Origin of the sequence: Bacterioplanoides sp., assembly GCF_965219715.1 — a bacterium.
In the GTDB taxonomy this organism is placed as follows: domain Bacteria; phylum Pseudomonadota; class Gammaproteobacteria; order Pseudomonadales; family Oceanobacteraceae; genus Bacterioplanoides.
The window spans coordinates 4213109-4237638 of record NZ_OZ244785.1; the positions used below are offsets into that span (position 1 = coordinate 4213109).

General features: G+C 48.5%; 20 protein-coding genes. 13 read left to right on the plus strand and 7 right to left on the minus strand.

The genetic code is table 11. The annotated features are described in order from the left end of the window. Positions 1 to 55 precede the first annotated feature (55 nt). The gene (gene fliD / locus ACOQOZ_RS19540) at positions 56 to 4003 is read left to right on the plus strand and encodes a flagellar filament capping protein FliD (RefSeq protein ID WP_420589829.1); all 3948 of its coding nucleotides are present in this window, start codon (positions 56 to 58) and stop codon (positions 4001 to 4003) included. A 17-nt stretch (positions 4004 to 4020) separates the two neighbouring features. On the opposite strand, the gene ACOQOZ_RS19545 is transcribed toward fliD, so the two are convergent. The 3 genes from ACOQOZ_RS19545 to ACOQOZ_RS19555 form a co-directional block, all read right to left on the minus strand. Continuing rightward, the gene (locus ACOQOZ_RS19545; protein ID WP_420589830.1) at positions 4021 to 4620 is read right to left on the minus strand and encodes a DUF2057 family protein; all 600 of its coding nucleotides are present in this window, start codon (positions 4618 to 4620) and stop codon (positions 4021 to 4023) included. A gap of 78 nt (positions 4621 to 4698) precedes the next feature. After that, a complete protein-coding gene (locus ACOQOZ_RS19550) occupies positions 4699 to 5712 on the minus strand; it encodes a porin (protein ID WP_420589831.1) in 1014 nt (337 codons plus the stop codon). 18 nt (positions 5713 to 5730) lie between these two features. Continuing rightward, positions 5731 to 6714 carry a TRAP transporter substrate-binding protein gene (locus ACOQOZ_RS19555; RefSeq protein WP_420589832.1) on the minus strand — a complete coding sequence of 328 codons (984 nt, stop codon included), beginning with the start codon at positions 6712 to 6714 and terminating at the stop codon, positions 5731 to 5733. 386 nt (positions 6715 to 7100) lie between these two features. Between ACOQOZ_RS19555 and ACOQOZ_RS19560 the strand changes: the two genes are divergently transcribed. The 4 genes from ACOQOZ_RS19560 (at position 7101) to ACOQOZ_RS19575 (ending at position 12376) form a co-directional block, all read left to right on the plus strand. After that, positions 7101 to 8930, plus strand: a complete 1830-nt coding sequence (locus ACOQOZ_RS19560; protein ID WP_420589833.1) for an ATP-binding protein — start codon at positions 7101 to 7103, stop codon at positions 8928 to 8930. Continuing rightward, positions 8927 to 10279: a sigma-54-dependent transcriptional regulator gene (locus ACOQOZ_RS19565; RefSeq protein WP_420589834.1), complete on the plus strand. Its 1353-nt coding sequence runs from the start codon at positions 8927 to 8929 to the stop codon at positions 10277 to 10279. The genes ACOQOZ_RS19560 and ACOQOZ_RS19565 overlap by 4 nt, the downstream gene beginning before the upstream one ends. A 184-nt stretch (positions 10280 to 10463) precedes the next feature. Then, entirely contained in the window at positions 10464 to 10988 is a 525-nt protein-coding gene (locus ACOQOZ_RS19570; RefSeq protein WP_420589835.1) for a TRAP transporter small permease, read from the plus strand. Then, the gene (locus ACOQOZ_RS19575) at positions 10988 to 12376 is read left to right on the plus strand and encodes a TRAP transporter large permease (RefSeq protein WP_420589836.1); all 1389 of its coding nucleotides are present in this window, start codon (positions 10988 to 10990) and stop codon (positions 12374 to 12376) included. Before ACOQOZ_RS19570 ends, ACOQOZ_RS19575 begins: the two co-directional genes overlap by 1 nt. A 333-nt stretch (positions 12377 to 12709) precedes the next feature. On the opposite strand, the gene ACOQOZ_RS19580 is transcribed toward ACOQOZ_RS19575, so the two are convergent. Continuing rightward, positions 12710 to 13678, minus strand: coding sequence for a class 1 fructose-bisphosphatase (locus ACOQOZ_RS19580; protein ID WP_420589837.1), 969 nt, complete (start codon positions 13676 to 13678; stop codon positions 12710 to 12712). A gap of 215 nt (positions 13679 to 13893) precedes the next feature. On the opposite strand from ACOQOZ_RS19580, the gene mpl reads away from it, so the two are divergent. The 5 genes from mpl (at position 13894) to ACOQOZ_RS19605 (ending at position 19340) form a co-directional block, all read left to right on the plus strand. Beyond that, positions 13894 to 15330, plus strand: coding sequence for a UDP-N-acetylmuramate:L-alanyl-gamma-D-glutamyl-meso-diaminopimelate ligase (gene mpl / locus ACOQOZ_RS19585; protein ID WP_420589838.1), 1437 nt, complete (start codon positions 13894 to 13896; stop codon positions 15328 to 15330). Continuing rightward, entirely contained in the window at positions 15327 to 15953 is a 627-nt protein-coding gene (locus ACOQOZ_RS19590) for a flavin prenyltransferase UbiX (protein ID WP_420589839.1), read from the plus strand. The genes mpl and ACOQOZ_RS19590 overlap by 4 nt, the downstream gene beginning before the upstream one ends. Continuing rightward, entirely contained in the window at positions 15950 to 16357 is a 408-nt protein-coding gene (locus ACOQOZ_RS19595; RefSeq protein WP_420589840.1) for a hypothetical protein, read from the plus strand. The genes ACOQOZ_RS19590 and ACOQOZ_RS19595 overlap by 4 nt, the downstream gene beginning before the upstream one ends. Positions 16358 to 16442: 85 nt before the next feature. Further along, positions 16443 to 18953, plus strand: coding sequence for a thrombospondin type 3 repeat-containing protein (locus tag ACOQOZ_RS19600; RefSeq protein ID WP_420589841.1), 2511 nt, complete (start codon positions 16443 to 16445; stop codon positions 18951 to 18953). 186 nt (positions 18954 to 19139) lie between these two features. Next, a complete protein-coding gene (locus ACOQOZ_RS19605; protein ID WP_420589842.1) occupies positions 19140 to 19340 on the plus strand; it encodes a DUF2175 domain-containing protein in 201 nt (66 codons plus the stop codon). A gap of 38 nt (positions 19341 to 19378) precedes the next feature. On the opposite strand, the gene ACOQOZ_RS19610 is transcribed toward ACOQOZ_RS19605, so the two are convergent. Beyond that, positions 19379 to 20932 carry a DUF3369 domain-containing protein gene (locus ACOQOZ_RS19610; RefSeq protein WP_420589843.1) on the minus strand — a complete coding sequence of 518 codons (1554 nt, stop codon included), beginning with the start codon at positions 20930 to 20932 and terminating at the stop codon, positions 19379 to 19381. A gap of 125 nt (positions 20933 to 21057) precedes the next feature. Beyond that, positions 21058 to 21696 (minus strand): cAMP-activated global transcriptional regulator CRP, encoded by a 639-nt coding sequence (gene crp / locus ACOQOZ_RS19615; RefSeq protein ID WP_420589844.1) that lies wholly within the window; start codon positions 21694 to 21696, stop codon positions 21058 to 21060. A 213-nt stretch (positions 21697 to 21909) separates the two neighbouring features. Between crp and ACOQOZ_RS19620 the strand changes: the two genes are divergently transcribed. The 3 genes from ACOQOZ_RS19620 to ACOQOZ_RS19630 are packed head-to-tail and all read left to right on the plus strand — an operon-like array spanning position 21910 to position 24344. Continuing rightward, on the plus strand, positions 21910 to 22332 hold the full coding sequence (locus ACOQOZ_RS19620; RefSeq protein ID WP_420589845.1) for an OsmC family protein: 423 nt from the start codon (positions 21910 to 21912) through the stop codon (positions 22330 to 22332). A gap of 33 nt (positions 22333 to 22365) precedes the next feature. Beyond that, positions 22366 to 23157 carry an adenosylmethionine decarboxylase gene (gene speD, locus ACOQOZ_RS19625; RefSeq protein ID WP_420589846.1) on the plus strand — a complete coding sequence of 264 codons (792 nt, stop codon included), beginning with the start codon at positions 22366 to 22368 and terminating at the stop codon, positions 23155 to 23157. Next, the gene (locus ACOQOZ_RS19630; protein ID WP_420589847.1) at positions 23157 to 24344 is read left to right on the plus strand and encodes an MFS transporter; all 1188 of its coding nucleotides are present in this window, start codon (positions 23157 to 23159) and stop codon (positions 24342 to 24344) included. The genes speD and ACOQOZ_RS19630 overlap by 1 nt, the downstream gene beginning before the upstream one ends. Here ACOQOZ_RS19630 and ACOQOZ_RS19635 read toward each other — a convergent pair. Then, entirely contained in the window at positions 24341 to 24469 is a 129-nt protein-coding gene (locus ACOQOZ_RS19635; RefSeq protein WP_420589848.1) for a hypothetical protein, read from the minus strand. The two genes, ACOQOZ_RS19630 and ACOQOZ_RS19635, sit on opposite strands and share 4 nt — an antisense overlap. Positions 24470 to 24530 lie beyond the last annotated feature (61 nt).

The window sequence follows — 24530 nt, forward strand, 5'->3', positions numbered from 1 at the left end:
GTGGAGCTTTTCTTTTTGCTGCTCCAACCTATATTTAGGGTCGCGGAGGTCAGTTATGGCAATTGAATCATTAGGTTTGGGTTCTGGGGTATTAACCAGTGACCTGGTAGACAAGCTGGTTAAGGCCGAACGAGCATCAACCGATTTGCGTCTCGATCGAACTGAAAAACTGGTCGATGCCAAAATCACAGCCTATGGCGAAATCCGCTCATTAATGTCGAAGCTGAACAGCTCTGTATCAGCCCTTTCAGATCCTGCCCAGGCGGGCGCCACTAAAGCCACGTCTTCCGACGAAAGCATCCTAACGGCCAGCAGTGCATCAAATGCGGCGACGGGTACCTATAACGTTAACGTGTTAAATACTGCCAAGTCTCATTCGTTAGCGAGTAAATCATTCGCAGGTTTTAATGAAGAGATCGGTACCGGTAAGCTGGTGATTTCTTTTGGCAAGATTGGCTACGACGGCTCAGGGAAGTTTCAGACCTTTGAGCCTAACGACAAAAAAGGCTCCAAAACCATTAGTATCGATTCGGGCAGTCGCAGTCTTAATGGTATTAAAGAAAAAATTAACAGTGAGAATATCGGTGTTAAAGCCTCCATCGTTAACGACGGTAGTGGCTATCGCTTATTGTTGACCTCTGAAGAAACCGGTGAAGAAAATGCGTTACGTATCGAAGCATTGGATGATGCCGGAAACCCGTTATCCACAGGCCTGTCGGCATTCGCATTTAATGAAACTCAGAACGGCCCTGATAATTTTGAGCAAAAGTCAAAAGGTGAAGATGCTCAGATCAGTCTGAATGGCCTGAATATTACCCGTGCTTCTAATTCCATTACCGAGGTAATTGATGGCGTTACGCTTAATCTGAACAACGCTGATGCCGGTAAAACGGTTGCAATCAAAGTGGATGCCGATGCCGACAAGCTAGCGGGCAATATTGAATCTTTTGTTAATGACTATAACAAGCTGAAAAAGTTTGTTGATGATGTATCCAAATACGATAAAGACAAGCAGGAGGCTGGTCTGCTGTTAGGTGACTCTACGATTCGTGGAGCGCTGAATGAAATCCGTTCCATGGTGAGTTTACCCATCGAAGGAATTACCGGCAGTAAATATCGTTCTTTAACAGAACTTGGTTTAAACACCGATAAAAATAACGATTACTTGCTAAAGTTTTCGCGCAGCGATTTTAATAAAGCAATTAAAGAAGATCGAAATGCGGTAGTGAGTATTCTAGCTAAATCCGGCACTACCTCGGACAGCCAGATTGTATACAGCAATGATTCGATTAATACGAGAGCTGGCAGCTATGATATCAAAGTTACCCAATTGGCCACTCAGGCTAAGCTCGATGGCGGTAGTTTAGCGTCGCTCGACTTCTCTTCGCCGGTGGTGATCGACAGTTCTAACGATGAATTTACCATTAATGTTGATGGCACCAACGCATCTGTGAAATTAAAGCAGGGCAGCTATGCCAGCGGAGAAGATCTTGCGAGAGAACTCTCGATCAAAATCAACAGCAATGAATCACTGTCAAAAATTGGTAAGAGTGTTTCAGTTAACTTCGATGCAACCGAGAAACGTTTTTCCATCACATCCAACCGATATGGCTCCGACTCCCAAGTGTCGTTTTCAAGCGTTGATGCCAACACAGCGAATACTCTTGGCTTCAATACTCTGACAAAAGGCACCTATCAGGGTGTTAGTTTAACAACACTGAATTCAGATGCCTTTAATGGTAAAGGGGCTATTACCCAAATTGGTAGCAGAACAGTTAATACAGATGTTGGCATCGATTTTTCGGCGAACAACGCCACATTTTCCCTTAACGTTGATGGTACCGGGCCTGTTGCTGTAACGGTTAATCAAAATGCCAGTGGTGTTGACCTGAATGGTGATGGCACTTTTGGTGATCGCAAAGATACCTTACAAGCAATTCAGACGGCCATCGATGCGACTTCTTTGAATGGAAAGGTCACTGCATCGTTTAATGATCAGGGATATCTGCAATTTGAAACAACCCAGAAAGGTGCTTCAAAGTCGATAGAACTGACGGGAGTTGGTTCTGGCACCAGTGATGTATTATTGGGACTCAATGGTTCACAGGGCGTCCAGACCAATGGTAAGGACCCTGGCGTGACTTTGGCCGGCCCGATTCAGTTTAAATTCCAGGTTGATGGCCGTACGACGGATAACAAAGTAACCGTGCCCGCGGGTACTTATCTGACCGGCGATGCCCTGGCGACTGAAATTCAGAATCAGATTAACAGCACTTTGTCTTCTGACCCTCAATTTGCCGGAGTTAAGAAAGGCGCCGAAACAAATGTTGGCTCGCGGAATATCAGTACCAATATCGATTTCTCTGCTGCCAATGCAGGCTTTGTATTAAATGTTAACGGTGTGAAAAAGGACGTTCTGGTAAACAGCGACTCTGGTAACAACATCACCGATATTCAGTCGGCACTGGATACGGCCTTTGGCGCGAATGTGGTAACAGCAAGCCTTGATGGTGATGGTCTGAGGTTGACCAGTGTTGCCGAAGGCCATGATAAGTTCATTCAGGTTGAGTCGGATGGTCGTGGTGTGCGAACGGGAAATTTCGCTAACCTGAATAGTGGTATCGACTTCAGTGGCGGTGGCAATAACGCGACCTTCACACTCACTGTTGGCGGCGTCGATATTAATGTCGATGTAAATGAAGACGGTACCCAGGACGGCAATAACTCCGCTTCCAACCTGGTTGTTATTCAGAAAGCACTGGATTCAGCATTAACTGCCAGTGGCGAATTTCAGGCGGGTGATATTAAAGCGCAGGTCGACTCATCTGGTAATTTGTACTTCGAAACGTTTGCTAAGCAAGGTGTTAAAACCGCTTCAACATTTGGCGCATCCGCTACGCTGGAAATTAAAAACCTCGGTGGTACAGCATCATCAGCGTTGGGTCTGACGACCGGTGTCAGCGACAACGGTTATGACGGCTTTGGTCTCGATAATACCCGTAAATTCGGTTACGACGTTGATACCAAGGTTGAGTACGTTTTTGATGCTGATACAAAACTGGGGTCCTTTAAAGTAACCAGTGGCGGCCAGGGAACACAGGTTGGCTTTAAAGAGTTGGATTCTGAAGCCATATCCGCATTTGGTTTTCAGGATGCTTCCGTTTACAACCCGCAGCCGGCCAAAGGGCTGGATGTTCAGGGAACAATTAACGGCGTCGAAGCGAAAGGTAGCGGCCAGTTCTTACGAGCAAATGACGGTAACGTAAAAGCGAAGAACGGCTTTTATGTTGCTAACAAGCTGGATTTATCAACGCCTCTGATTCTTGATGCCAATAACAGCAAGTTCACACTGAGTATCGATGGGGTAGAGGCGGAAGTAAGTCTTAACTTTCCGGCCACTTATGTGAATGGCGATACTTTAGCCACGGCGCTGCAAAAAGCCATTGATGACAACCCGACCTTTAAAGAGAGAAAGGTTGGCGTAAAAGTTGAGTATACGGATAATCCGGAATCCTTTGCCCACCAGAAATTAAGTTTTATCTCGAAATCCACAGGTGAAGACTCTGTGGTTGAAATTGCAGATATATCTGCCGAAGCCGCCAGCGCATTTGGCTTTGTTAAAGGTATTGGCGATGGCGAGCGAGGAAAAGACCAGGACGGTGAAGTTGATAAGGCTTCAGGCCTTCGGGTTAAAGTGATAGGTGGCGGAGTTGGCGAGCGTGGTTCTGTCACTTATATTCAGGGCTTTGCAGACCGGCTTGAGGATATTCTTGGGAATTTCCTCAACGGTGAAAGAAGCCTGATCTCTGTGAAAGAAAATGCACTGAAGTCGGAAAAAACGGAGATTGGTGAAGATCGCAAGCGTCTTGACACTCGAGTAGAAGCGTTTGAAACTCGTCTGAAGTTGCAGTTCAAGGCCAATGATGCGGTTATTCAGAAGCTAAAAACCACACAAGACTTTATTAAGCAGCAATTTGAAGCAATGGCGAACGCTTCGAAATAATATTCTCGTGGCCTGTGTTATTGCGGGCCCAGCCACATCCAGAATGCTTTTCGTTCTTCGGTTGTTGCTTCCGTCCAGAGTTTTTTCATCGTCTTAAGGCGATTGCTTTCGAAAGGTATCAATCCCTTATCTTCATCATTGCCGGATTGGCGATAAACAACGTGTGGGTTGGTGGAGTTTGCTGTTAACTCAGATGCCTTAATACCACGGGCTAATAGTTTTCCATTTTGTTGCAGAGCAATATCGATATTTTCGCTGAAGGTTATCGCTTCATCATAATCGCGGATCGTGGGAATCTGCAGTTGGTAGCGATTGTCTGCTACGAAATCAAAACGCAGGATCACGGGTTCAGATTCTACGATCATTCCGGCGTCATCATTATCGTTCCAGTTTTCCAGATACTGAAATACCAGCTGGTGGTTACCGGGCTCAAGATTAAGCTGATAATATCCGGTAGGGAGCTCAGGGCTTTGTATTTCCCGATTATCTAATTGTATCAATTGCATCGCCGCAGGGATCACAATCTGGCTGCTACCCTGGCCAATTGTTTTTTCGATCTCTGTTGCCAGAACTGGCTGACAAATAATTAAGATAAAAATTGCGATAAAACGATACATAGATACTCTCCGTGAAAAATCAGATTGTTATCATACCGGCCTGCATCCGCAAGCCGGTTGAGTTATACCATTGAACAATCAGAAGTCGAAGCGAGTGCCCAGCTGAATAGCAGAGATACTGTCTTCTGCTGCGCCATTGGCTGCTTTACGTTTGTCATCCAGAGAAATATCTTCGTAAGAAACCCAGGTGCGGAACTTCTTAGTTACATAACGAACGTATTCCACTTTAACAGACGTTGCATCACCGGAATTATCACAGCTGTTTACTGCATAACGGGTATGAACCATGTTAGAGCCGAATTTATACTGAGCATAAGCCGCATTAGTCGTGCGATCTTCAGCGCAAGCGCCAACCGGGTTTTTCAGAGACGCAGTTTTCACGTTACCGGCAGAGTTACCGCCATACAGGTCATAATCTTTTGATGCCTGATGAGTTAGCGCAGATACGGTTACCGCATCAGTGATTTTGTACCATGCACGGGCACCAATCAGATCACCTTTGTTATCACCACGGTTATCTTTGGAGTAAGCTGCTTGCAGTTTTAATGCACCCACTTTGTACTCACCACCCAGCATATACTGGTCAAAATCATCGCCGTCGCGACCTTCAACCTGAGTGCCGGCACCTAATGTTAAGCCACCGTTTTTGTAGTAATACTGAATCAGATCGTCATCACGAATGGTACCCTGACGCAGAGAATCATTGCCGTCTGAGAAATAGGCGCCACGTACAAACTTGTGCCACAGAGTGGTTTGAGAACCGAAGGTGACAGAACCAAAGTCGCCCTTCAGGCCAACATTTGCCAGACGCAGTTCTGGCGAGCTTTTCTGACCGAAGTCTGCGCCAATGCCATATTCTAACTGGCCGGTTACGGTCAGGCTGTCGTTAATTTTCTGATCCGCTTTTACACCCACACGGCTTAAGAAGTCACGGCCGTTGGCACCGTCGTCTTTGGTTTTTGCATCGATGCTGTCCACACCAATACGCAATGAACCGTATACTTTTGAGTTTACGTCGTTAGCTGCTTGCGCAGAGGCTGCCATCAGTGTTGCTAAAGAAGCGGCCAATACTGTTTTTTTAGTAAGTTTCATGTTGTTTCTCTCCATTTTTTATTTATTAGATTTAATTGCAGCGTCAATCAGGTCAGCACCAACTTCTTTTTCGAAGCGTTTCCAAACCGGACGCATTGCATTCACCCATTGCTGACGCTCTTCGTCAGTAATCTCGACCACCTGGCTTTTACCAGAATCAATGATTTTCTGACGGTCTTCTTTCGCTTTCTGAGCGGCGATCTGGTTGCCATAAGCAATGGCTTCGTCCAGTGCTGCCTGTAACTCGTTACGGATGTCTTGCGGCAGGCCATACCAGAACTCAGCAGAGCTCACGACCAGGTAATCCAATAAACCGTGATTGGTTTCAGTCACGTAGTCTTGTACTTCGAAGAACTTTTTCGAATAGATGTTTGACCAGGTGTTTTCCTGACCGTCAATCGCACGGGTTTGTAATAATGTGAATACTTCAGAGAATGGCTTCTTCAGCGGGATTGCATGCACTGCTTCAAACTGCGCCTGTAACACATCGGATGTCATGATGCGGTATTTTTTGCCAGCAATATCTGCAGGAGTGCGGATCGGCTGATTAGCAGACAATTGCTTCATGCCGTTATGCAGGTAACCCAGACCAACCAGCATTTTACGTTCCAGAGACTTCAGCAGCTCTTTACCTGCCGGGCTGTTCTGGAACGTCTCAACGGCTTCCATATCTTCAAACAAAAACGGTAAATCGAAGATCTGCAGTTTTTTAGTGTATTTCTGGAATTTAGACAGAGATGGAGCTGCCATCTCCACATCACCCAGTTGCATAGCCTGTAAAACTTTACCGTCGGTGAACAGCTGGGAGTTAGGGTAAACCTTAACAACCACTTTACCGTCCAGGCGCTGATCAACCAGCTCTTTGAACTTCAGAGCCATTTGTCCTTTCGGCGTGTTTTCAGCCACGACATGGGAAAATTTAATTTCGATGGGTTTTGCCTGCGCAGTGGATATTGCTAAAGCACCCAGAAATGCAACGATAATTCCTGCGAACCGTTTCATATTGTGATCCTCAATTGTTTTTAGAGTTGGAATCCGGCCGTATTACAACAGCCATGATGAAACAGCTTGAGCAAGCGATATGCCAGAAGGCTATTACTGCAGGTGAATCCGCTGCGTTGAAGCAAGCTTAGTTCATCTTTATTGTGTTTCAATGAGCGTTGTATCAGTTTTATAAAAGCCAGTCAGTATGGGGCTGAGAGGGAATTTTACCGATGGTCGTAGGGGACTGCCTGATAAGTACTTTCCGACTTTAGTCGCGCTGGCCTAAACTGTTTTATAAGGTTGCAATATCTGAATATTCCTGGCGATTAAATAATCCGGAAATGGGTGGAAAAGCACCCGCAAAAATATACAAATGGGTCAATCCTGAAAGAAAAGAGTATTTGATGGCGTCGAGAACTGAAAAGTCTGCAGTAAATCCAGCTTTGCCAGCGACCTGGTTCTGGTTGGGCGTGCTTTGGGTTGTTGGAGTCCCGCTGGTTATCATGACGGTGCACCAGTACGCCGAAGACGAAATTCTTGGCGATATGGAAGATGAGGCCCTGGTTGTTGCTGAAAAATTGCGTACAGAGCTGATTGATTACCAGGATATAGCCGCTTCGGTGGCGGGGTTGAATACCGTTGCGGCAGTCCTGTCTGGAAATTCCGGACAAGAGGCCAACCTGAATCGCTTTCTGAAAAAAATGAACCTCAGTCTCGGCAGTGAATTTCTATATATTATTAATCCAACCGGGCACGTGGTTGGCGCCAGTAATGCCTTGGCAGAGAGCAGTTTTCTGGGAACCAGCCTGGCGTTTCGGCCTTATTTTCAGCAATCGATGGCGGGAGAACCTGCTCGTTATTACGCGCGGGGTATCAGTTCCGGTACTCGTGGACTGTTCTTTTCGGCACCGGTGGTCCGTAATGGCGAAGCACTCGGGGTCGCGGTGGTTAAATTATCGCTTGAACAGGTGTTTAAGCAGCTGTCTGCACGTGAGGATGGCTTTTTAGTTGTTGGCTATGACGGGGTTATTTTTGCGGCCTCTGACAGCGATTGGGAGCAGAAAACACTGTATCCATTGGCTGATACGCAACGCCAGGTTATTCGTGATTCCCGTCGCTACGGCAACGCCAACCTCATTCCCGTGGGCAATAACAGCTCTGCCGATGTATTCGATAATAACTACATCTACCTTCAAAGTGGCGGGTTGTCACGGCGTTATCTGATGCGCCGTGCCCTCGTTGAGGAGGCCGGTTGGCATGTGCTTGCGGTATCGCCGCTGACGCAGCTGTACAAGCGTATCCTGATGTTCTGTCTTTATTATTCGTTGGTGGTTGGCATTCTGGTATTGCTGCAACTTTACTGGCGAAAACGATCAGAGGTGCAAAAGCACATCGAAGGGATGAATCAGGAGCTTGAGCGCCGTGTGGGTGAATTAACCCAGGAATTAACCCAGTCGAATGATGAGTTACGCGATCTGGTTGATCACTACCGTTATACTCAGCAGCAGTTACAGGAGACCCAGGACCAACTGATTCAGGCGGCAAAACTGGCGGTGCTGGGTGAGATGTCAGCCGGAATCAATCATGAATTAAACCAGCCACTATTGGCGCTGCAGACGTATAACGAAAACAGTTTGCGCTTAATGGCGAAAGACAAACCTGAAATGGTCGTCAGTAATTTACGCGAAATGCAGCAGATACTCAGCACGATGCAGGGGATTGTGTCGCGCCTGAAAGTTTTCTCCCGACGTTCTCCTCCGGAGCCACGCGTCGTTCAGGTCTCCGAAGTGCTTAATGGCGTCATGGGGATAATGACCCCCATTCTGAAAAAGTCGGCGGTTGAAATCGAATTGTTGCCCGAAAACTTTGACGGGCAGTTTTATGCGGAACCTATTCAGGTGCAACAGGTATTGGTCAACTTGTTGACCAATGCCGCTGAAGCAATGGCAGATCAGCAGCAGGCTAAAATTAAAGTTGAGTTGGTTGATCAGGACGGTGCACTGACCATTCGGGTTGCCGATTGCGGCCCGGGAATTGCACCTGAAATGCGAAATAAAATCTTTGAGCCTTTCTATACCACCAAAAGCACAGGGCTTGGCATCGGTCTGGCGTTGTCACGACGAATTATAGAAACGTTATCTGGCTCACTGACATTGGCCGAAACAGAAGCCGGTGGCAGCACTTTTGTTTTAACGTTACCGAAGTGCGCCCCTGCAGAAGGAAAATCAAAATGAATCCGGTATTAATTGTTGATGATGAAGAACACATTCGTAATGCGCTCAGTCAGACTCTCGAAATAGAAGATATAACGGCACTTACCGCAGCTGACGGCGAACAGGCTCTGGCTCATATCAGCGCCGACTGGCCCGGTATTGTGGTAACAGACATTAATATGCCGAATATGGATGGTATGGCTTTATTAAAAGCCACTCGCCAGATTGATGATGGCATTCCGGTAATTATGTTAACCGGCCATGGGGATATCTCTCTGGCGGTGGAATCTATGCGTCTGGGCGCTTACGACTTTCTGGAAAAGCCATTTGCAACCGAGCAATTACTGGAGACGATTCGTCGCGCCCAGGAAAAGCGTTTATTAACATTGGAAAATCGCCAGCTGAGACGAGAAGTTGAAGCGCAGAGCCGTCCCGGGCCAAGGATTATTGGTAATCACACCGATATGAAAAAGCTGCGCGATACGCTTGATCATATTAAAAATACGCCTGCGGATATTCTCATTCATGGTGATACCGGTTGTGGTAAAGAACTGGTTGCACGTTATCTACACGCGCACAGTAATCGCAGCGACAAGGCTTTTGTTGCTATTAACTGCGGTGCTATACCCGAATCATTAATCGAAAGCGAGTTGTTCGGTCATGAAGCCGGTGCCTTTACCGGTGCCGGAAAAAAACGGGTGGGGAAATTTGAGCACGCCAATGGTGGTACGTTATTTCTTGATGAAATAGAAAGCATGCCAATGGCATTGCAGATTAAGATGCTGCGGGTGCTGGAAGAGCGCAAAGTGGAGCCTTTAGGCGGGAACCATCAGATTCCCCTTGATGTTCGGATCGTGGCCGCAACTAAGCGTGATCTGAAAGAACTCAGCGATGAAGGCGAATTCCGTCTTGATTTGTATTACCGCTTAAATGTCGTGCAGGTGCATATTCCGGCGTTGCGAGATCGTCGTGAAGATATTCCGGTACTGTTTGAACATTTTGTCTGGTTGGCGGCTAACCGCTATGGATCAGAAATTCCACCATTAACCGCACAGCAACGACAACAGTTATTAGCCCATGACTGGCCCGGTAATGTGCGCGAATTGCGTAACCTGGCGGAGTGTTTTGTTTTATTGGGGGGTGAGCGTGCTTTCGATAGTCTGTCCAGTTCGGGCGGTAGTGCGCCGATTTCTCTGGCAGAGCAGGTAAGTCGTTATGAGGCCATGCTCATCAGTGAAGTGTTAACCCGTCACCAGGGGCGTTTAAAAGATGCTCAGGAAGAAATGGGACTCGGTCGGAAAACGCTGTACGAAAAAATGAAAAAGTACGATCTGGATAAACAGGCATTTAAAAACGCGGGGGAGAATTAACCCCAGCTGATTTTATAAATGGGTGAGGAGTCACCCATTTTTTTTGCCTTCTACTTTTGTCTATAGGCTCTTCAGGCCCCGCAATTCCTGACATCGCTTGTAAACACGGCTTTTGAAAAACTTGGCACCTCTTTTGATATAGCTTCTCCATATCCCTAATAAAAACGAACTCAGAGGAGGACAGATGATGAAGTTCATTAATCGTCTGGAAGATATCTTAATTGGGCTGTTATTAGTCTCAGTTACTTTGTTGGTGTTTGCCGAGGTGGTTTTACGTTTCGGCTTTAATACCGGTATTCACTGGGCGCAGGAAGTCACTTTATTGCTGTCTGCCTGGATGATTCTGCTGGGTGGTGCATGGGCTGTACGTGAACAATCCCACATCTGTGTTGATGCTCTGGTTGAGCGGGTAAATCCGAAATACAAAAAATGGATTTTATTAACAGCGATTGGCATATGTCTGCTTTATTGCGCCATCTTCCTGTATGGCTCCTGGGTCTATCTGGGAAAAATGCAGATGATTGGTATCGAGCTGGATGACGTGCCGTTACAGCGTTGGGTAGCTGAATCGGTATTGGTTATTGGTTTCGGTCTATTGGCGCTGCGTCTGGTTGAACTGGGTGTCAAAGTATGGCGTGGCGAAGCCCACGGTTTTCATGTGCACAACAACGCACTGGTTGAAGAGCACATTGCCGAGGAGAAAGCATAATGGTCGCCGCAACTCTGTTTCTGGTTTTATTTTTATGCATGCTGATCGGTATGCCGATTGCGATTTCACTGGGCTTCTCGTCTATCACCGCAATCCTGTTGTTTTCAGATGATTCGGTTGCGTCTATTGCACTGAAGTTTTTTGAAGCCACATCTGAACATTACACCTTGTTGGCGATCCCGTTTTTTATTTTATCCTCGGCATTTTTATCCACCGGTGGTGTTGCCCGTCGCTTGATTGAATTTGCCAATGCATCGGTTGGTCACGTGCGTGGTGGTTTAGCCATGGCATCGGTATTGGCCTGTATGTTGTTTGCAGCTGTATCAGGTTCTTCGCCAGCAACCGTTGCAGCGGTCGGCTCGATCGTATTAGCCGGTATGGTAAAAGCCGGCTATCCGATGTCTTTTGCTGCTGGCGCTGTAAGTACTGCAGGTACCCTGGGTATTTTGATTCCTCCTTCGATTGTAATGCTGGTTTATTCGGCTGCGACTGAGGTTTCTGCCAGCAAAATGTTTATGGCCGGTTTTGTGCCTGGTATTTTAATTGGCCTGATTTTAATGGTGACCATTTATATCGTGGCGCGTCGTAAAAATCTTCCTGCTGAGCCGTTCGCGGGTTTCTCGACTATTGCTAAAACAGCATTCAGCGCGTCCGGCGGTTTATTACTGATCTTGCTGGTATTGGGTTCTATTTATGGCGGTTTGGCGAGTCCGACCGAGGCTGCCGCTGCTGCTGCGGTTTATGGTTTCCTGGTGGCGGTTTGGGGCTATCGCGATATTGGTCCATTAAAAGATCAGCCATGGAGAAAAGAGGGTGAGTCGCTGTTTGCTGCGGCAATCCGAAATCTGATTGCGTTCCCGGTGGGTATCATTAAATCGGCAACAAACCCTGAAATTGGCATTGTTGTGCGTGATGCTGCCCGTGTTTCTATTACTCTGTTGTTTATTATCGCCAACGCGATGTTGTTTGCGCATGTATTAACGTCCGAGCAAATTCCACACAGTCTGGCGTCCACGATTGTTGAATGGGGCCTGCCTGCCTGGGGTTTCCTGATCGTAATGAATATTCTGCTGTTAATGGCCGGTAACTTTATGGAGCCGTCTGCCATTCTGTTAATTATGGCGCCAATCTTATTCCCGATTGCGACCCAGCTGGGTATCGACCCGATTCACCTCGGTATCATCATGGTAGTGAATATGGAACTGGGTATGTTAACTCCACCGGTCGGATTGAATTTATTTGTGACTGCGGGAATTACGGGTAAGAGTATTGGTTGGGCGATTAAAGCGTGTGCCCCTTGGCTGCTGTTAATGCTGGCGTGCCTGATATTAATTACCTTTGTACCGCAGATCAGTTTGTTCCTGCCGGAATATATGGACTCTTTATAAAGGGTACTGGATAAACAGTATTGGTTAAACGTTACTAAAGAGTTTTGATTTAAGTTTGGGTGATGGCTTTGGTCAGGTGCTGTTAATGCAAGTACCTCTAAAGCCATTTCGCTGATTGCTCTCCGGACAAATAATTCTTCAGGTGCGATGGTTCTCCATTGTTAGTTGTGCAACTGGCCTCAGGATTAGATGTATGCAACAGCGACTTTCCGGTCCGGCTTAACCGCCGGGCCGGTTTTTTTAGACTTTTAATCTGACATAAAAAAGCCCGGATAACTTTGGTTATCCGGGCTTTTATTTTTTCGCGACTGCTTTGTTTTTATAGCAGCGAACTTAGCTGTGGTATTTCACCACGGTGTCCACTTCACTGGCAGAACCCATCACAACGGATACACGCTGGTGAATGCCTTCCGGTTTCACGTTCATGATGTCTTCAAATGCTGTTGAGGCTTTACCGCCAGCCTGCTCAACCAGCATGCTCATTGGGTTGCCTTCGTACATTAAGCGCAGTTTGCCCGGCTTTTTCGGATCGCGCTTATCGTATGGGTACATAAAGATGCCACCACGGGTCAGGATGCGATGAATTTCAGCCACCATGGAGGCAATCCAGCGCATGTTGTAGCGCTTGCCTAACGGACCTTCTTCGCCCTGTAGCAAGTCAGCAACGTAGTTTTGCATTTCCGGTAACCAGAAACGCTGGTTTGACATGTTGATGGCAAATTCCTGAGTCTCAGCAGGAATCTGAATGTTTTCACGCTGCAGGAAGAATTCACCATCACGTGGATCGAGGGTGAAAGAGAACACGCCTTTACCAACCGTCAGAACCAGCAGAGTAGAAGGGCCGTATAACACGTAGCCCGCAGCTACTTGTTCTGTACCTGCCTGCAGATACGCTTCCTGCTCTCCGGCGTCAGACCCCGGCGCGGCTTTCAGAATTGAGAAGATGGTGCCAACGGTAACGTTAACGTCGATATTGGAAGAGCCGTCCAGCGGATCAAACAGCACCAGGTATTCACCGTCTTTGTTGCAGGCAACCGGGTCGTCTTCTTCTTCGCTGGCAATGCCCTGAACGGCAGGGATTTTAGCCAGTGTGTCTTTGATCAGATCGTTAGAAATTACGTCCAGTTTTTTCTGGCATTCGCCTTGTACGTTTTCTTGTTCAGCACTGCCCAGAATACCGGCCAGAGAGCCCAGGTGTAGCTGGTGGGTGATGTCCTTACAGGCTACCATCAGGCCGTCGATGATTTCGGTTACGGCCAGATTGTCGCAGTGCTGGTCCAGAAAAGTACGCAGGCGTTGCATAGTGGGTGATCCTCTCACGCTAAGCTTATTCAAAATTGCGCGCATACTACCGGAAAATTGCTGGAATTTCAGTCAATCTCTGCTAGATCGACAACAAAGATGTCACCAAGTTAGCAAAAGTCATGGTTGAGCGCTTGGGGACGGGCACAGATGCCAGTACACTAGCGCGTATTATCAGTTACGAAATACCTATCAGACCCATGGCATCACTTCCTATGCGCCTTCATATTCTTGGTATCTGTGGCACCTTTATGGGCTCTCTGGCCCAGCTGGCTAAAGATCTGGGTCATCAGGTCTCTGGTTCAGATGCGGGCGTGTATCCGCCGATGAGTGATCAGCTGCAGGCTGCTGGTATTGAACTGAGTGAAGGATTTGATCCGGCCAATATTCCGGCGGATGTCGACCTGGTGATCATTGGCAATGCCATGTCGCGCGGTAACCCGTCAGTGGAATACGTGCTGGAGCGTGGCATACCTTATATGTCCGGGCCGCAGTGGCTGGGGCAGTATGTGCTGCGCGGTAAGTGGGTCGCCGCTGTGTCCGGTACCCATGGCAAAACCACAACTTCCAGTATGCTGGCCTGGATTCTTGAATACGCCAACATGGCTCCGGGTTATCTGATTGGTGGTGTGCCGGAAAACTTCGGCGTGTCTGCGCGGCTTCCGGGTTCACCTGAACTCGGCGATTCGCCGTTTTTTGTAATCGAAGCAGACGAATACGATACAGCTTTCTTTGATAAACGTTCCAAATTTGTTCATTACCAACCACGTACGTTAATTCTGAATAATCTGGAATTTGATCACGCCGATATCTTCCCCGATCTGACCGCTATCGAGCGTCAGTTCCATCATCTGGTGCGCACGGTTCCGGCTAATGGTTTATTGGTGATGCCAGCAGCCGAAGACGCTCTGGAACGGGTCATTGATATGGGCAGCTGGACGCCGGTACAGAGATTTGCCCGGGACAGCGATCAGGTTCCTGCTGATTGGTCGTGGCGTTTAGACAAAGCGGATGCCTCTCAGTTTACGTTACTGGCCGACGGCATTGAGTCCACCGTTAGCTGGCAGCTAAGTGGTTTACACAACGTTAGCAACGCCATCGCTGCCATGATTGCCGCTCGCCATATGGGCGTTACGCCGGATATATCCGCTAAAGCCCTGGGCGAATTTATTTCCGTAAAACGTCGAATGGAGCTGGTGGGCGAAGTAAATGGTATTCAGGTGATCGATGATTTTGCCCATCATCCAACGGCAATTGCCACAACGTTAGCAGGCGCCAAAGCGCGACAGCTGGCGGAAACCGATCAGGGTCGTGTGATTGCGGTGCTGGAGCCACGTTCAAACACCATGAAGCTGGGTGTGCATAAACATGAGTTGGCGCAGTCGGTGAAGGATGCTGATAAAGCGTTTTGGTTTCAGCCAGCGAATATTGATTGGTCATTAGCAGACGTTGCCAGTCAGTGTGAAATTGATGCGCAGTGTTTTGATAATCTGACGCAGCTGCGTCGCGCCATTTGTGCGGAAGTAAGGCCTGGTGACCGGATTGTTGTGATGTCCAACGGCAGTTTTGCCGGGCTGCCACGATTGTTGCTGAATGATTTACAAAACGGCCTCTCTGAAGACGAGCCAGTTGCGAAGGAAGTCCAGTCATGAGTGAAGAACGCATTTGTGTCGCAATCACCGGAGCCTCTGGTTCCCTGTATGCGTTACGTTTGATCGAGGTATTGGTCAATGCTGCCAGACCTGTTGATGTGATTATCTCTAAAGCAGCGCAGCTGGTGTTTGCAACTGAGATCAATCTTGCGATTCCGGCAAAGCCACAGGCGCAGGCGGATTTTCTTGCTAAACATTTTAAGGTTGATACGCAGTTGATTCGTGCTTTTGGTCGAGAAGATTGGATGGCACCCTGGGCTTCCGGATCGGGTCAGCCAGGGCCGGTTGTTATTTGCCCTTGCAGCACCGGCACATTGTCGGCAATTGCAACCGGCGCCAGTAATAATTTAATTGAACGCGCTGGCGATGTGGCATTAAAAGAACGGCGCAAATTAATTCTGGTACCGCGTGAAACACCTTATTCCGAAATTCACTTACAGAATATGTTAAGCCTGACCCGAATGGGGGCCGTGATATTACCTGCCTCCCCGGGCTTTTATCATCAGCCACAAAATATCGAAGATTTAATCGATTTTGTCGTGGCGAGAATTTTAAATCAGTTAAATATTTCCCAGCAGCTGATGCCTGCCTGGGGCAAAGATAATGACGAGGAAAAACCATGAGTGAGCAGTCACCTCAATCGCATAACGCTGCGCAGGAATCGCAGGAAGATAAAGTAAAATGGATCGCGGTTGGTTTGTTTGTGGGCATTATTGGTTCGGTGATTGCGCTGGATTGGTACGGTTATATTAAGCACCCGTCGGATTTTGATGGGGCAACCATCGCGGAATTTAAACTGATCTCACTGAATACCGAGGCAGCCACCAAGGTGTCGCCAAAAAATTCCGGTAAAGAGGCATTCTGCGCAAACGATTACTTGTTACTGCGTCCAACCAATGGCAATGAAGTAGCGGGCATTCTGGTTGATGGCAAAAAACGCCCGGTGCATTGTCGCTATGGTTTTGCGAAAAGTGACTCTGAAGAGCAGTATTTGAAAAAGCAGGCTGAAGATATCCAAGCTAATTAAACGCCTGGATACTGCTGTTGTCGAAAAAGTGTTCTCAAAAAATATTCTGAAAATACGAAAATAAAAACGAAAAAAAGAAGTTGTTATGTCTTCCATTCCGAGCCGATTCTCACGATCTTTATTAGTCAGCGCTATGATCTCTGCCTCGTTGGCGGTATTGCCTGCCCAGGCAGAAATCAGCGATCTGGATGGTGATGGCATTGCCGATCACCTCGACACCGATCGTGACGGCGACGGAATTTCCAACTTCCTGGAGAAAGCTGCGGGTACCAACCCGGATGTGGCCGATCAGGCGGATGCCGATGATGATGGTATTCCGGATTCTCTGGATGATGATGCGGATAACGACGGTGTGCGTAACACCAAAGATGACTTTCCTGGTGATCCGACGGAATGGCTCGACACCGATGGTGACGGTGTTGGTGATAACAGTGACAAAGACATCGACGGTGACGGCATTCGCAACGATCTGGAAACTCAGCTGAATTCTGACCCTCTCGATAGCAGCGAAACTCCGGCGGATTACGATGGTGATGGCTGGCCGGATTTACTCGATGAGGATATGGATGACGACAGCTATGCCAATGAGGAAGACGCCTTTCCATTGGATGAGCGTGAATGGTCGGATCTCGATGGCGATGGCATTGGTGACAATGAAGATCAGGACTGGGATAACGATGGCATCAATAATGACCTCGAAGATCAGGTAGGAACCGATCCTAAGGATAAAAATTCGGTTCCGGGTGACATTGATGGCGATGGCATTCCGGATTCGTTAGATAACGACCGTGACGGTGATGGTACCGATAACATTCACGACCTGTATCCGGATAATCATCGCGATTGGGCCGATACCGACGGCGATGGTTTACCGGATAATCGCGACATGGACGCTGACGGTGACGGCATTCCGAATGTGTTTGAGCTGCATATGGGGACCGATCCGCTTGATGCCAACAGCTTCCCTCAGGATAAAGACGGCGACGCGATGCCGGATGCGTTTGATTCCGACCGCGACGGTGATGGTGTGGATAACGCTCAGGATGTTTTTCCAACCGACCCGGATGAATGGGCAGATACCGACAAAGACGGTATTGGTGATAACGCCGACGAAGACCGCGACAATGACGGCTTCCTGAATGAGGTCGAAAAGCAGGCGGGTTCCGATGATCTTGATCCATTCAGCGTTCCGGCTGACCTCGATAATGATGGCGTTGCCGATGTGGTCGATAATGACATGGATGATGATGGTCATCTGAATAATGTGGATGCGTTCCCTCGTGATGGCAGTGAATGGACGGATTTTGATGGCGACGGTATTGGCGATAACTCCGACCCTGACCAGGATAATGACGGCATCAATAATGATTACGAGCGGCAGCTGAATTTTAACCCTCTGGACGCCAGCAATGTGCCAGCCGACCTCGACGGTGATGGTATTCCGGATGCACTCGATAGTGATCTGGATGGCGACACCATTGGCAACGCCATTGACCGCTTCCCGCGCGATAAATCAGAGTGGAACGATATCGATAATGATGGCATTGGTGATAACTCGGACCCAGATCGTGACGGTGATGGCATCATCAATGATTATGAAACTCAGGCCGGTACTGATCCGGCTGATGCTAACTCTCGTCCTGACGACCTGGACGACGACAAAATTCCGGATGTGATCGACGACGATATTGATGGCGATGGCTACCTGAATGCCGATGACGCTTTCCCGCGAGATCCATCGGAATGGCGCGATCTTGATGGTGATGGCATTGGTAACAATTCGGATCTGGATATCGACGGTGACCGGATTTCAAACGAACACGAAATACGCCTGAATTTCGACCCGATGGATGCGGCTTCAACACCGGCTGACCTGGATGGCGATGATATTCCGGATGCACTTGACGATGACATCGATGGCGACGGTGTAGCGAACAGTCGTGATGTGTTCCCGCGTGATGCCAGCGAATGGGCAGATCTGGATCGTGATGGTATTGGTGATAACACGGATACGGATATCGATGGAGATGGCATCAGTAATGATTACGAGGCGGCCGTCGGCACCGATCCAGCGAATGCGTCATCGGTTCCGGGTGATAGCGATGGAGACGGTATTCCGGATACGCTGGATAATGACCGTGACGGTGACGGCTATGCCGACGAAGACGATGCCTTTCCGGATGATAAATCGGAATGGGCTGACTTAGATGCTGACGGTAAGGGTGACAATAGTGACTCGGATCGTGATGGTGATGGCTTCTCGAATCAAACCGAGCGTCAGGAAGGAACGGATGAATGGTCTATCAGCAGTTTCCCTGACCACAACGCACCGGTGGTTGAATTTGCCGATTGGCGCAGCAATGAGCCAACTGTTGTGACCGGCATGGCTTACGATGACGGCATGGGTATCCGCGCTGTTTGGTTGGAAAATCCATTCGGGGAACGCTGTGAAGGTTCAGTGATTTACAGTGGTCATATTCGTGTTGTGTGTCCGAATCGGAATAACAGTACTGAGTGGACTCTGATTGTCGAAGACGTATCGGGCAACAGAACGGAGAAAAAGCTGCCCGGCGCTGTGTTATCGGAGTCGGATTAATGGCGGCAAGTATGAATTCGATTTCTAATGTTAAAGACTTTTAAATTGTGTGCCTTTTTTAACCTTTCATAGTGTAATGGTATGAAACAGAAGCTACACTAAATCCTGTTACTGTAAGTTTTTAGTGATATGTCTCTCAATTGTGTTTTTTGTAATAAATTAGTCTTCGGCGCGGGTGGTTTAACCGTGCCGAAGAAAGGCCCCGCACACCAACATTGTTACCAGGCAGATGCTGCCCTACGGCGTACTTTTCAAAGTCTGGATATTACCGAATTAAATGATGACGAACTCCGTGATCTGAAAGATCTGGTACTGACGGAGGAAAATGAGCGGGCCCGACAACGGGCAGGGGAAACAGAAGACGACGGGGATGTTGAGCTGTTCTGAGCTCCTCCCCATATATCTAGGCTGACTGAAGTATCGGACTAATCTGGAAATTGCTCGCGTATCTGCGCAACTCGGTCGATATTATCCAGCAGTATGCGCACCAGCTCCGGATCAAACTGTTTACCGGATTGTTCTTCGATTAATTTCAGAGCTTTTTCCAGTGGCCAGGCTTCTTTGTAGCAGCGTTTACTGCCCAGTGCATCGAACACATCGGCCAGTGCAGTGATGCGACCCGCAATATGAATCTCTTCCGCTTTTAGACCTTCCGGATAGCCCTGACCGTTCCAGTGTTCATGGTGTTGACCAGCAATAATGGCACCGAGTTGCAGAATCCGGCGATCGGATTTCGACAGGATGTCTTTGCCAATAGAAGCATGGCTTTTCATGATTTCCCATTCATCGGCATCGTGTTTTCCGGGCTTATTCAGAATCTTGTCCGGAATCGCAACCTTGCCAACATCGTGTAATGGCGAAGCCAGTTTAATCAGCTCGGCCTCTGCTTCGGACAAGCCATATTCTTCCGCCAGCAAGCGCGATATTTTGGCGACACGTTTTACATGGGCACCGGTTTCTTTTGAACGCTGTTCCACCGCTTCGCCGAGCATGTACACCAGCTCGCGCTGCGTCTCGAGGATATCTTCGCGCATCAGCAGGTTTTCATAGGTGATGGCGACGTTGGTGGCGTAAATTTCCAGCAGCTGTTTATCAAGCGCTGAAGGCTCTTTGTGATATTCCACATACAGCAGACTTTCACTGCCACGCTCTGAAGCAAAATAACCGATGTAATAGTCGTCGTAATATTGGCTGCATTGCTTTTGCATCGCGGCCTCAAAGCCAGCACGGATGTAGTCAGGCATCGAAGCAAAGCTGTCCATATCCGTGAATTCCTGCATTTCACCGGTTGCCGCCAATACACGGAAGCGTTTTTCATGCAGATTCAGGTGATCGAGTTGGGAGCTGCTGGAGCAATACAATGCGGTTTGCTCCAGGCCCAATAAATTGGTGACCTGGTCGAGGACGGCGGAGGCAAATTTACTGATTTTGCCAGCGCTGAATACCTGAGCCGATGCCTTGATAACCTGTTCCAGGCCGCGACGATGTTCGTTCAGAGTGCAAATATCGCGGTAGCTGCGCAAAGTGGCGTACATCAGGGTATTGAGCTTGGTGGTTGTCAGCTCGGTCTTGTCTTTGTAGTCATTGATGTCGTATGTGCGGATAACTTCGTGTTCCGGCGCCTGGCCTGGCTGACCGGTTCTCAGCACAATCCGGGTGTAGCGGTTGTTCAGATCTTCACGGATATAACGGGCGACGTTCAGGCCTGCATGATCCTCTTCCATGACGACATCGAGCAATGCCATGGCGATATCGTCATTGTCACGCATGATTTGTTTGGCTTCTTCACCGCTGTAGGCACTGATCAGTTCGATCTTACGGCCATCGAACTGGAAACTGGTCAGCACCATGCGGGTGATGCGATGAACATCCGGTTCATCGTCTGCGATCAGAACCCTCCAGGCGGTCTTATCGGCGTTGTTAGATGGAGCTGGACGACCTGAGTTATTGTCGTCAGCAAAGAGAAAATCATCTGGCATATAAGACTCCAACCTGATGTCGCTTAAGGCTGTGTGGCTCACTAGCGGTAAAATTAAGCATTCAATTCAGTCTAGCTCAGGATAGGCGGTTTGGTGCTTCAGGAAGCAATTTGACCGGGCGAAAATCACCGCGTACCAAACACCACCATGGTTTTTCCTTTAACTGAGACCAATCCCTGTTCTTCCAGATCTTTTAATACCCGGCCAACCATTTCTCGTGAGCAGCCAACAATACGGCCAATCTCCTGGCGGGTAATTTTGATTTGCATGCCATCAGGATGTGTCATGGCGTCCGGTTCTTTACTCAGATCCAGTAACGTACGCGCTACGCGTCCGGTCACATCGAGGAAAGCAAGGTCGCCGGCTTTGCGTGTGGTGCGGCTCAGGCGTTCAGCCATCTGGCGGAAAATACGGAAGATCAGTTGAGAATCCTGCTTTGCCAGTTCCTGGAACTTGTCATAACTGATTTCAGCCACTTCGCATTCGGTTTTGGCTTTTACCCAGGCCGTACGCTCTTGTTGTTCTTCATCGAACAGGCCCATTTCGCCGAAAAAGTCGCCTTCGTTGAGGTAAGCCATGATCATTTCACGGCCATCGCTGTCTTCGATAAATACGGTGACAGAGCCTTTAATCAGGTAATACAGGGTGCTGCTTTCTTCACCCGCGTAAATCAGGGTGCTGCGCGCCGGATAACGGCGGCGGTGACAATGAGATAAAAAGTCTTCCAGATGTTGGTGTTTCGGGATGATTGGAGGAAGGCTCATAACGTGACGTCCGGTCAAAATATAGTAAGCGATTATTACTGATTATTACGACTTATAGAAGCCACAATAACATTTCGTAATCAGAGGTTGCTTTAAGCTTAGTGCAATAATCTGTTCGCTTGTGAGCGCTACAATTTTTCTTCTCCGACAATCCTGCCCTGTGGTAATCTCCGCCATCTAAGCCGGGTAGATTAATAACACTGGAGTATTCAGGTGAAAGCAGCAGTAAAGTGGGTTGATAATGCCATGTTTCTGGGCGAATCAGGAAGTGGCCATAGCGTTGTCATGGATGGCCCGGAAGACCATGGCGGGCGTAACATGGGTGTACGTCCGATGGAAATGTTGTTGCTTGGCCTGGGTGGCTGTACCAGCTTCGATGTGATGAGCATTTTGTCGAAACAGCGTCAGCAGGTGGTTGACTGTGTTGCTGAAATTGAAGCTGAGCGCGCGGATGCCGTCCCGTCGGTTTTTACTAAGATTCATGTGAAATTCAAAGTAACCGGCAAGAACCTGAAGGAATCTCTGGTTGAGCGGGCAGTGAAATTGTCGGCGGAAAAATATTGTTCTGCTTCTATTATGCTGGAGCAGGGTGGAGTAGAAATCAGCCACAGCTATGTTGTGATTGAAGCAGAATAAAATCTGCAACCGTTTTAATTTGAGGATACGTTATTGAACAAGAAGTTGCGTCTGCATGGTTTTAATAACCTGACCAAGTCTCTGAGTTTTAACATTTATGACATTTGTTATACCGAGACGGAAAAAGAGCGTCAGGAGTACATCGAGTACATTGATGAACTCTACAGTGCAGATCGTTTGACTAAGATCCTGACGGATGTCGTCGATATTATCGGTGCCAATGTTCTGAATATTGCGCGTCAGGATTATGAGCCGGAAGGCGCCAGCGTGACCATTCTGATTGCGGAGCATGAAGTACCACCAACAGCTGATCTGATGGAAGAAGCACCTGGTCCGTTAAAAGATTCTGTGGTTGCCCATCTGGATAAGAGTCACGTCACCGTTCACACCTATCCTGAAAGTCATCCGCACGGTGGCATCAGTACCTTCCGGGTCGATATCGATGTGTCTACCTGTGGTCTGATTTCGCCACTGAAAGCGCTGAATTACCTGATTCACAGTTTCGACTCTGACATCGTCACCTGTGATTACCGTGTGCGCGGTTTTACTCGGGATGTTGACGGTGTTAAGCACTACATCGACCACGATATCAATTCGATCCAGAACTATCTCAGTGAAGATACGCAAAATGCTTATCAGATGATTGATGTGAATGTGTATCAGGAGAATACCTTTCATACCAAAATGCTGCTGAAGGACTTTGTGCTGGATAACTATCTGTTCGGTGAAGGCTCCAAGAGCTTAACTGCGGCAGAGCGTGAGGAAGTTGAAGCTAAGGTGCGCAAGGAAATGCTGGAAATTTTCTACTCGCGCAATATGCCCTGATGCCGGTTGGTGTTCAGGGACCAGCCATCGTCTGGTGGCTGATGTTGACTCAGGCGCTGGCACTCAGCACGGCGCCACTGATGGTGTTTGCCGGTGGTCTGATCGGCAAACAACTGCATCCTGGTCCCGGATTCGCGACCCTGCCGGTCGCTCTGATGATTGTCGGAACAGCGACTTCTGCCTTGCCAGCCGCGCGTCTGGCGCAGCGCTGGGGTCGTCGTAAGCTATTCCTGCTTGCCACTGCTATTGGTGGTGTGTCGTCATTGATTGCCGGATTTATGATTTCAGCAGGATCCTTCTGGGGATTTTCGTTATCGGCTCTGGCTTTTGGCGGTGTGATTGCTGTGATTCAGCAATCCCGGTTTGTGGCGATGGACAGCGTGACAGCAGAGCAAAAACCGGTTGCCGCCGCGCGCTTGCTGCTCGGCGGCCTGATATCCGCGTTTCTGGGGCCGGAGTTAACGTCGCTATCGGTTCTCTGGCCTGAATATGGCTTTGCCTCAGCGTTCTGGGGCCTGGCTGCCTTATTCGTGATCGTGATGCTGGTATTTTATTGGGTGTTGCCACCACTGCACCTGCCGCAGCAGCAAGCGAACAGCAGTGGACGACCGTTGACTCAGATCTTCTCCCAGCCAGTGTTGTGGCTGGCGGTTGCCGCTGGTGTTGGAGGTTACGGTTTGATGGCCTTTATTATGACGGCAACGCCTCTGAGTATGACCACTTTGGATGGTCACTCTGTAACGGAAGCTAAATGGGTGATTCAGAGCCATATTGCGGCGATGTTTTTGCCATCGCTGATTTCCGGCCAGCTGGTTCGGTATCTCGGCTATCACCGTATGATTTTAGCGGGAGTCATCATTTATGCAGCAACTCTGCTGGTGTCCGGTTTTGATCAGACATTGGTGCATTACTGGCTGGGGCTGATATTACTTGGGCTGGGCTGGAATCTGATGTTTGTTGCCGGCACTGCGCTGCTGCCTTTGACTTATCGGGCTGAGGAAGCCAGTCGGGTTCAGGGCGTCAATGACATGCTGGTATTCACCGCTCAGGCCTTTGGTGCGTTGGCGTCCGGAGCGGTGCTGTTGTACTTGGGCTGGCAGGGGTTGCTGCTCAGCACCATACCAGCACTGTTCATGTTGCTGGTGCTGTTAATAAAAGTACCGGCGCATCACCTTAAGCAGAGTTAGTGCTTATCGTTCAGCTGCTCCAGCAGGATTTCCTGGGGTAGCTGCGCTTTCTTTTGCTGAATCAGACAGGTGTATGCTGCGCCAAGCAGCAAAAGGGTTCCCAGCAAGCTGTATGTTGTAAGCATGAGCATCTCTCCACTTCATTTCTCTGAATCTTAGAAAGAAATAGGGATTTGCCCAGGCAAC

What these genes read in the sequence shown, in the direction of transcription:
- fliD (WP_420589829.1), top strand. Translation starts at nt 56, where the DNA reads ATGGCAATTGAATCATTAGGTTTGGGTTCTGGGGTATTAACCAGTGAC.
- ACOQOZ_RS19545 (WP_420589830.1), bottom strand. Translation starts at nt 4,620, where the DNA reads ATGTATCGTTTTATCGCAATTTTTATCTTAATTATTTGTCAGCCAGTT.
- ACOQOZ_RS19550 (WP_420589831.1), bottom strand. Translation starts at nt 5,712, where the DNA reads ATGAAACTTACTAAAAAAACAGTATTGGCCGCTTCTTTAGCAACACTG.
- ACOQOZ_RS19555 (WP_420589832.1), bottom strand. Translation starts at nt 6,714, where the DNA reads ATGAAACGGTTCGCAGGAATTATCGTTGCATTTCTGGGTGCTTTAGCA.
- ACOQOZ_RS19560 (WP_420589833.1), top strand. Translation starts at nt 7,101, where the DNA reads ATGGCGTCGAGAACTGAAAAGTCTGCAGTAAATCCAGCTTTGCCAGCG.
- ACOQOZ_RS19565 (WP_420589834.1), top strand. Translation starts at nt 8,927, where the DNA reads ATGAATCCGGTATTAATTGTTGATGATGAAGAACACATTCGTAATGCG.
- ACOQOZ_RS19570 (WP_420589835.1), top strand. Translation starts at nt 10,464, where the DNA reads ATGATGAAGTTCATTAATCGTCTGGAAGATATCTTAATTGGGCTGTTA.
- ACOQOZ_RS19575 (WP_420589836.1), top strand. Translation starts at nt 10,988, where the DNA reads ATGGTCGCCGCAACTCTGTTTCTGGTTTTATTTTTATGCATGCTGATC.
- ACOQOZ_RS19580 (WP_420589837.1), bottom strand. Translation starts at nt 13,678, where the DNA reads ATGCAACGCCTGCGTACTTTTCTGGACCAGCACTGCGACAATCTGGCC.
- mpl (WP_420589838.1), top strand. Translation starts at nt 13,894, where the DNA reads ATGCGCCTTCATATTCTTGGTATCTGTGGCACCTTTATGGGCTCTCTG.
- ACOQOZ_RS19590 (WP_420589839.1), top strand. Translation starts at nt 15,327, where the DNA reads ATGAGTGAAGAACGCATTTGTGTCGCAATCACCGGAGCCTCTGGTTCC.
- ACOQOZ_RS19595 (WP_420589840.1), top strand. Translation starts at nt 15,950, where the DNA reads ATGAGTGAGCAGTCACCTCAATCGCATAACGCTGCGCAGGAATCGCAG.
- ACOQOZ_RS19600 (WP_420589841.1), top strand. Translation starts at nt 16,443, where the DNA reads ATGTCTTCCATTCCGAGCCGATTCTCACGATCTTTATTAGTCAGCGCT.
- ACOQOZ_RS19610 (WP_420589843.1), bottom strand. Translation starts at nt 20,932, where the DNA reads ATGCCAGATGATTTTCTCTTTGCTGACGACAATAACTCAGGTCGTCCA.
- crp (WP_420589844.1), bottom strand. Translation starts at nt 21,696, where the DNA reads ATGAGCCTTCCTCCAATCATCCCGAAACACCAACATCTGGAAGACTTT.
- ACOQOZ_RS19630 (WP_420589847.1), top strand. Translation starts at nt 23,157, where the DNA reads ATGCCGGTTGGTGTTCAGGGACCAGCCATCGTCTGGTGGCTGATGTTG.
- ACOQOZ_RS19635 (WP_420589848.1), bottom strand. Translation starts at nt 24,469, where the DNA reads ATGCTTACAACATACAGCTTGCTGGGAACCCTTTTGCTGCTTGGCGCA.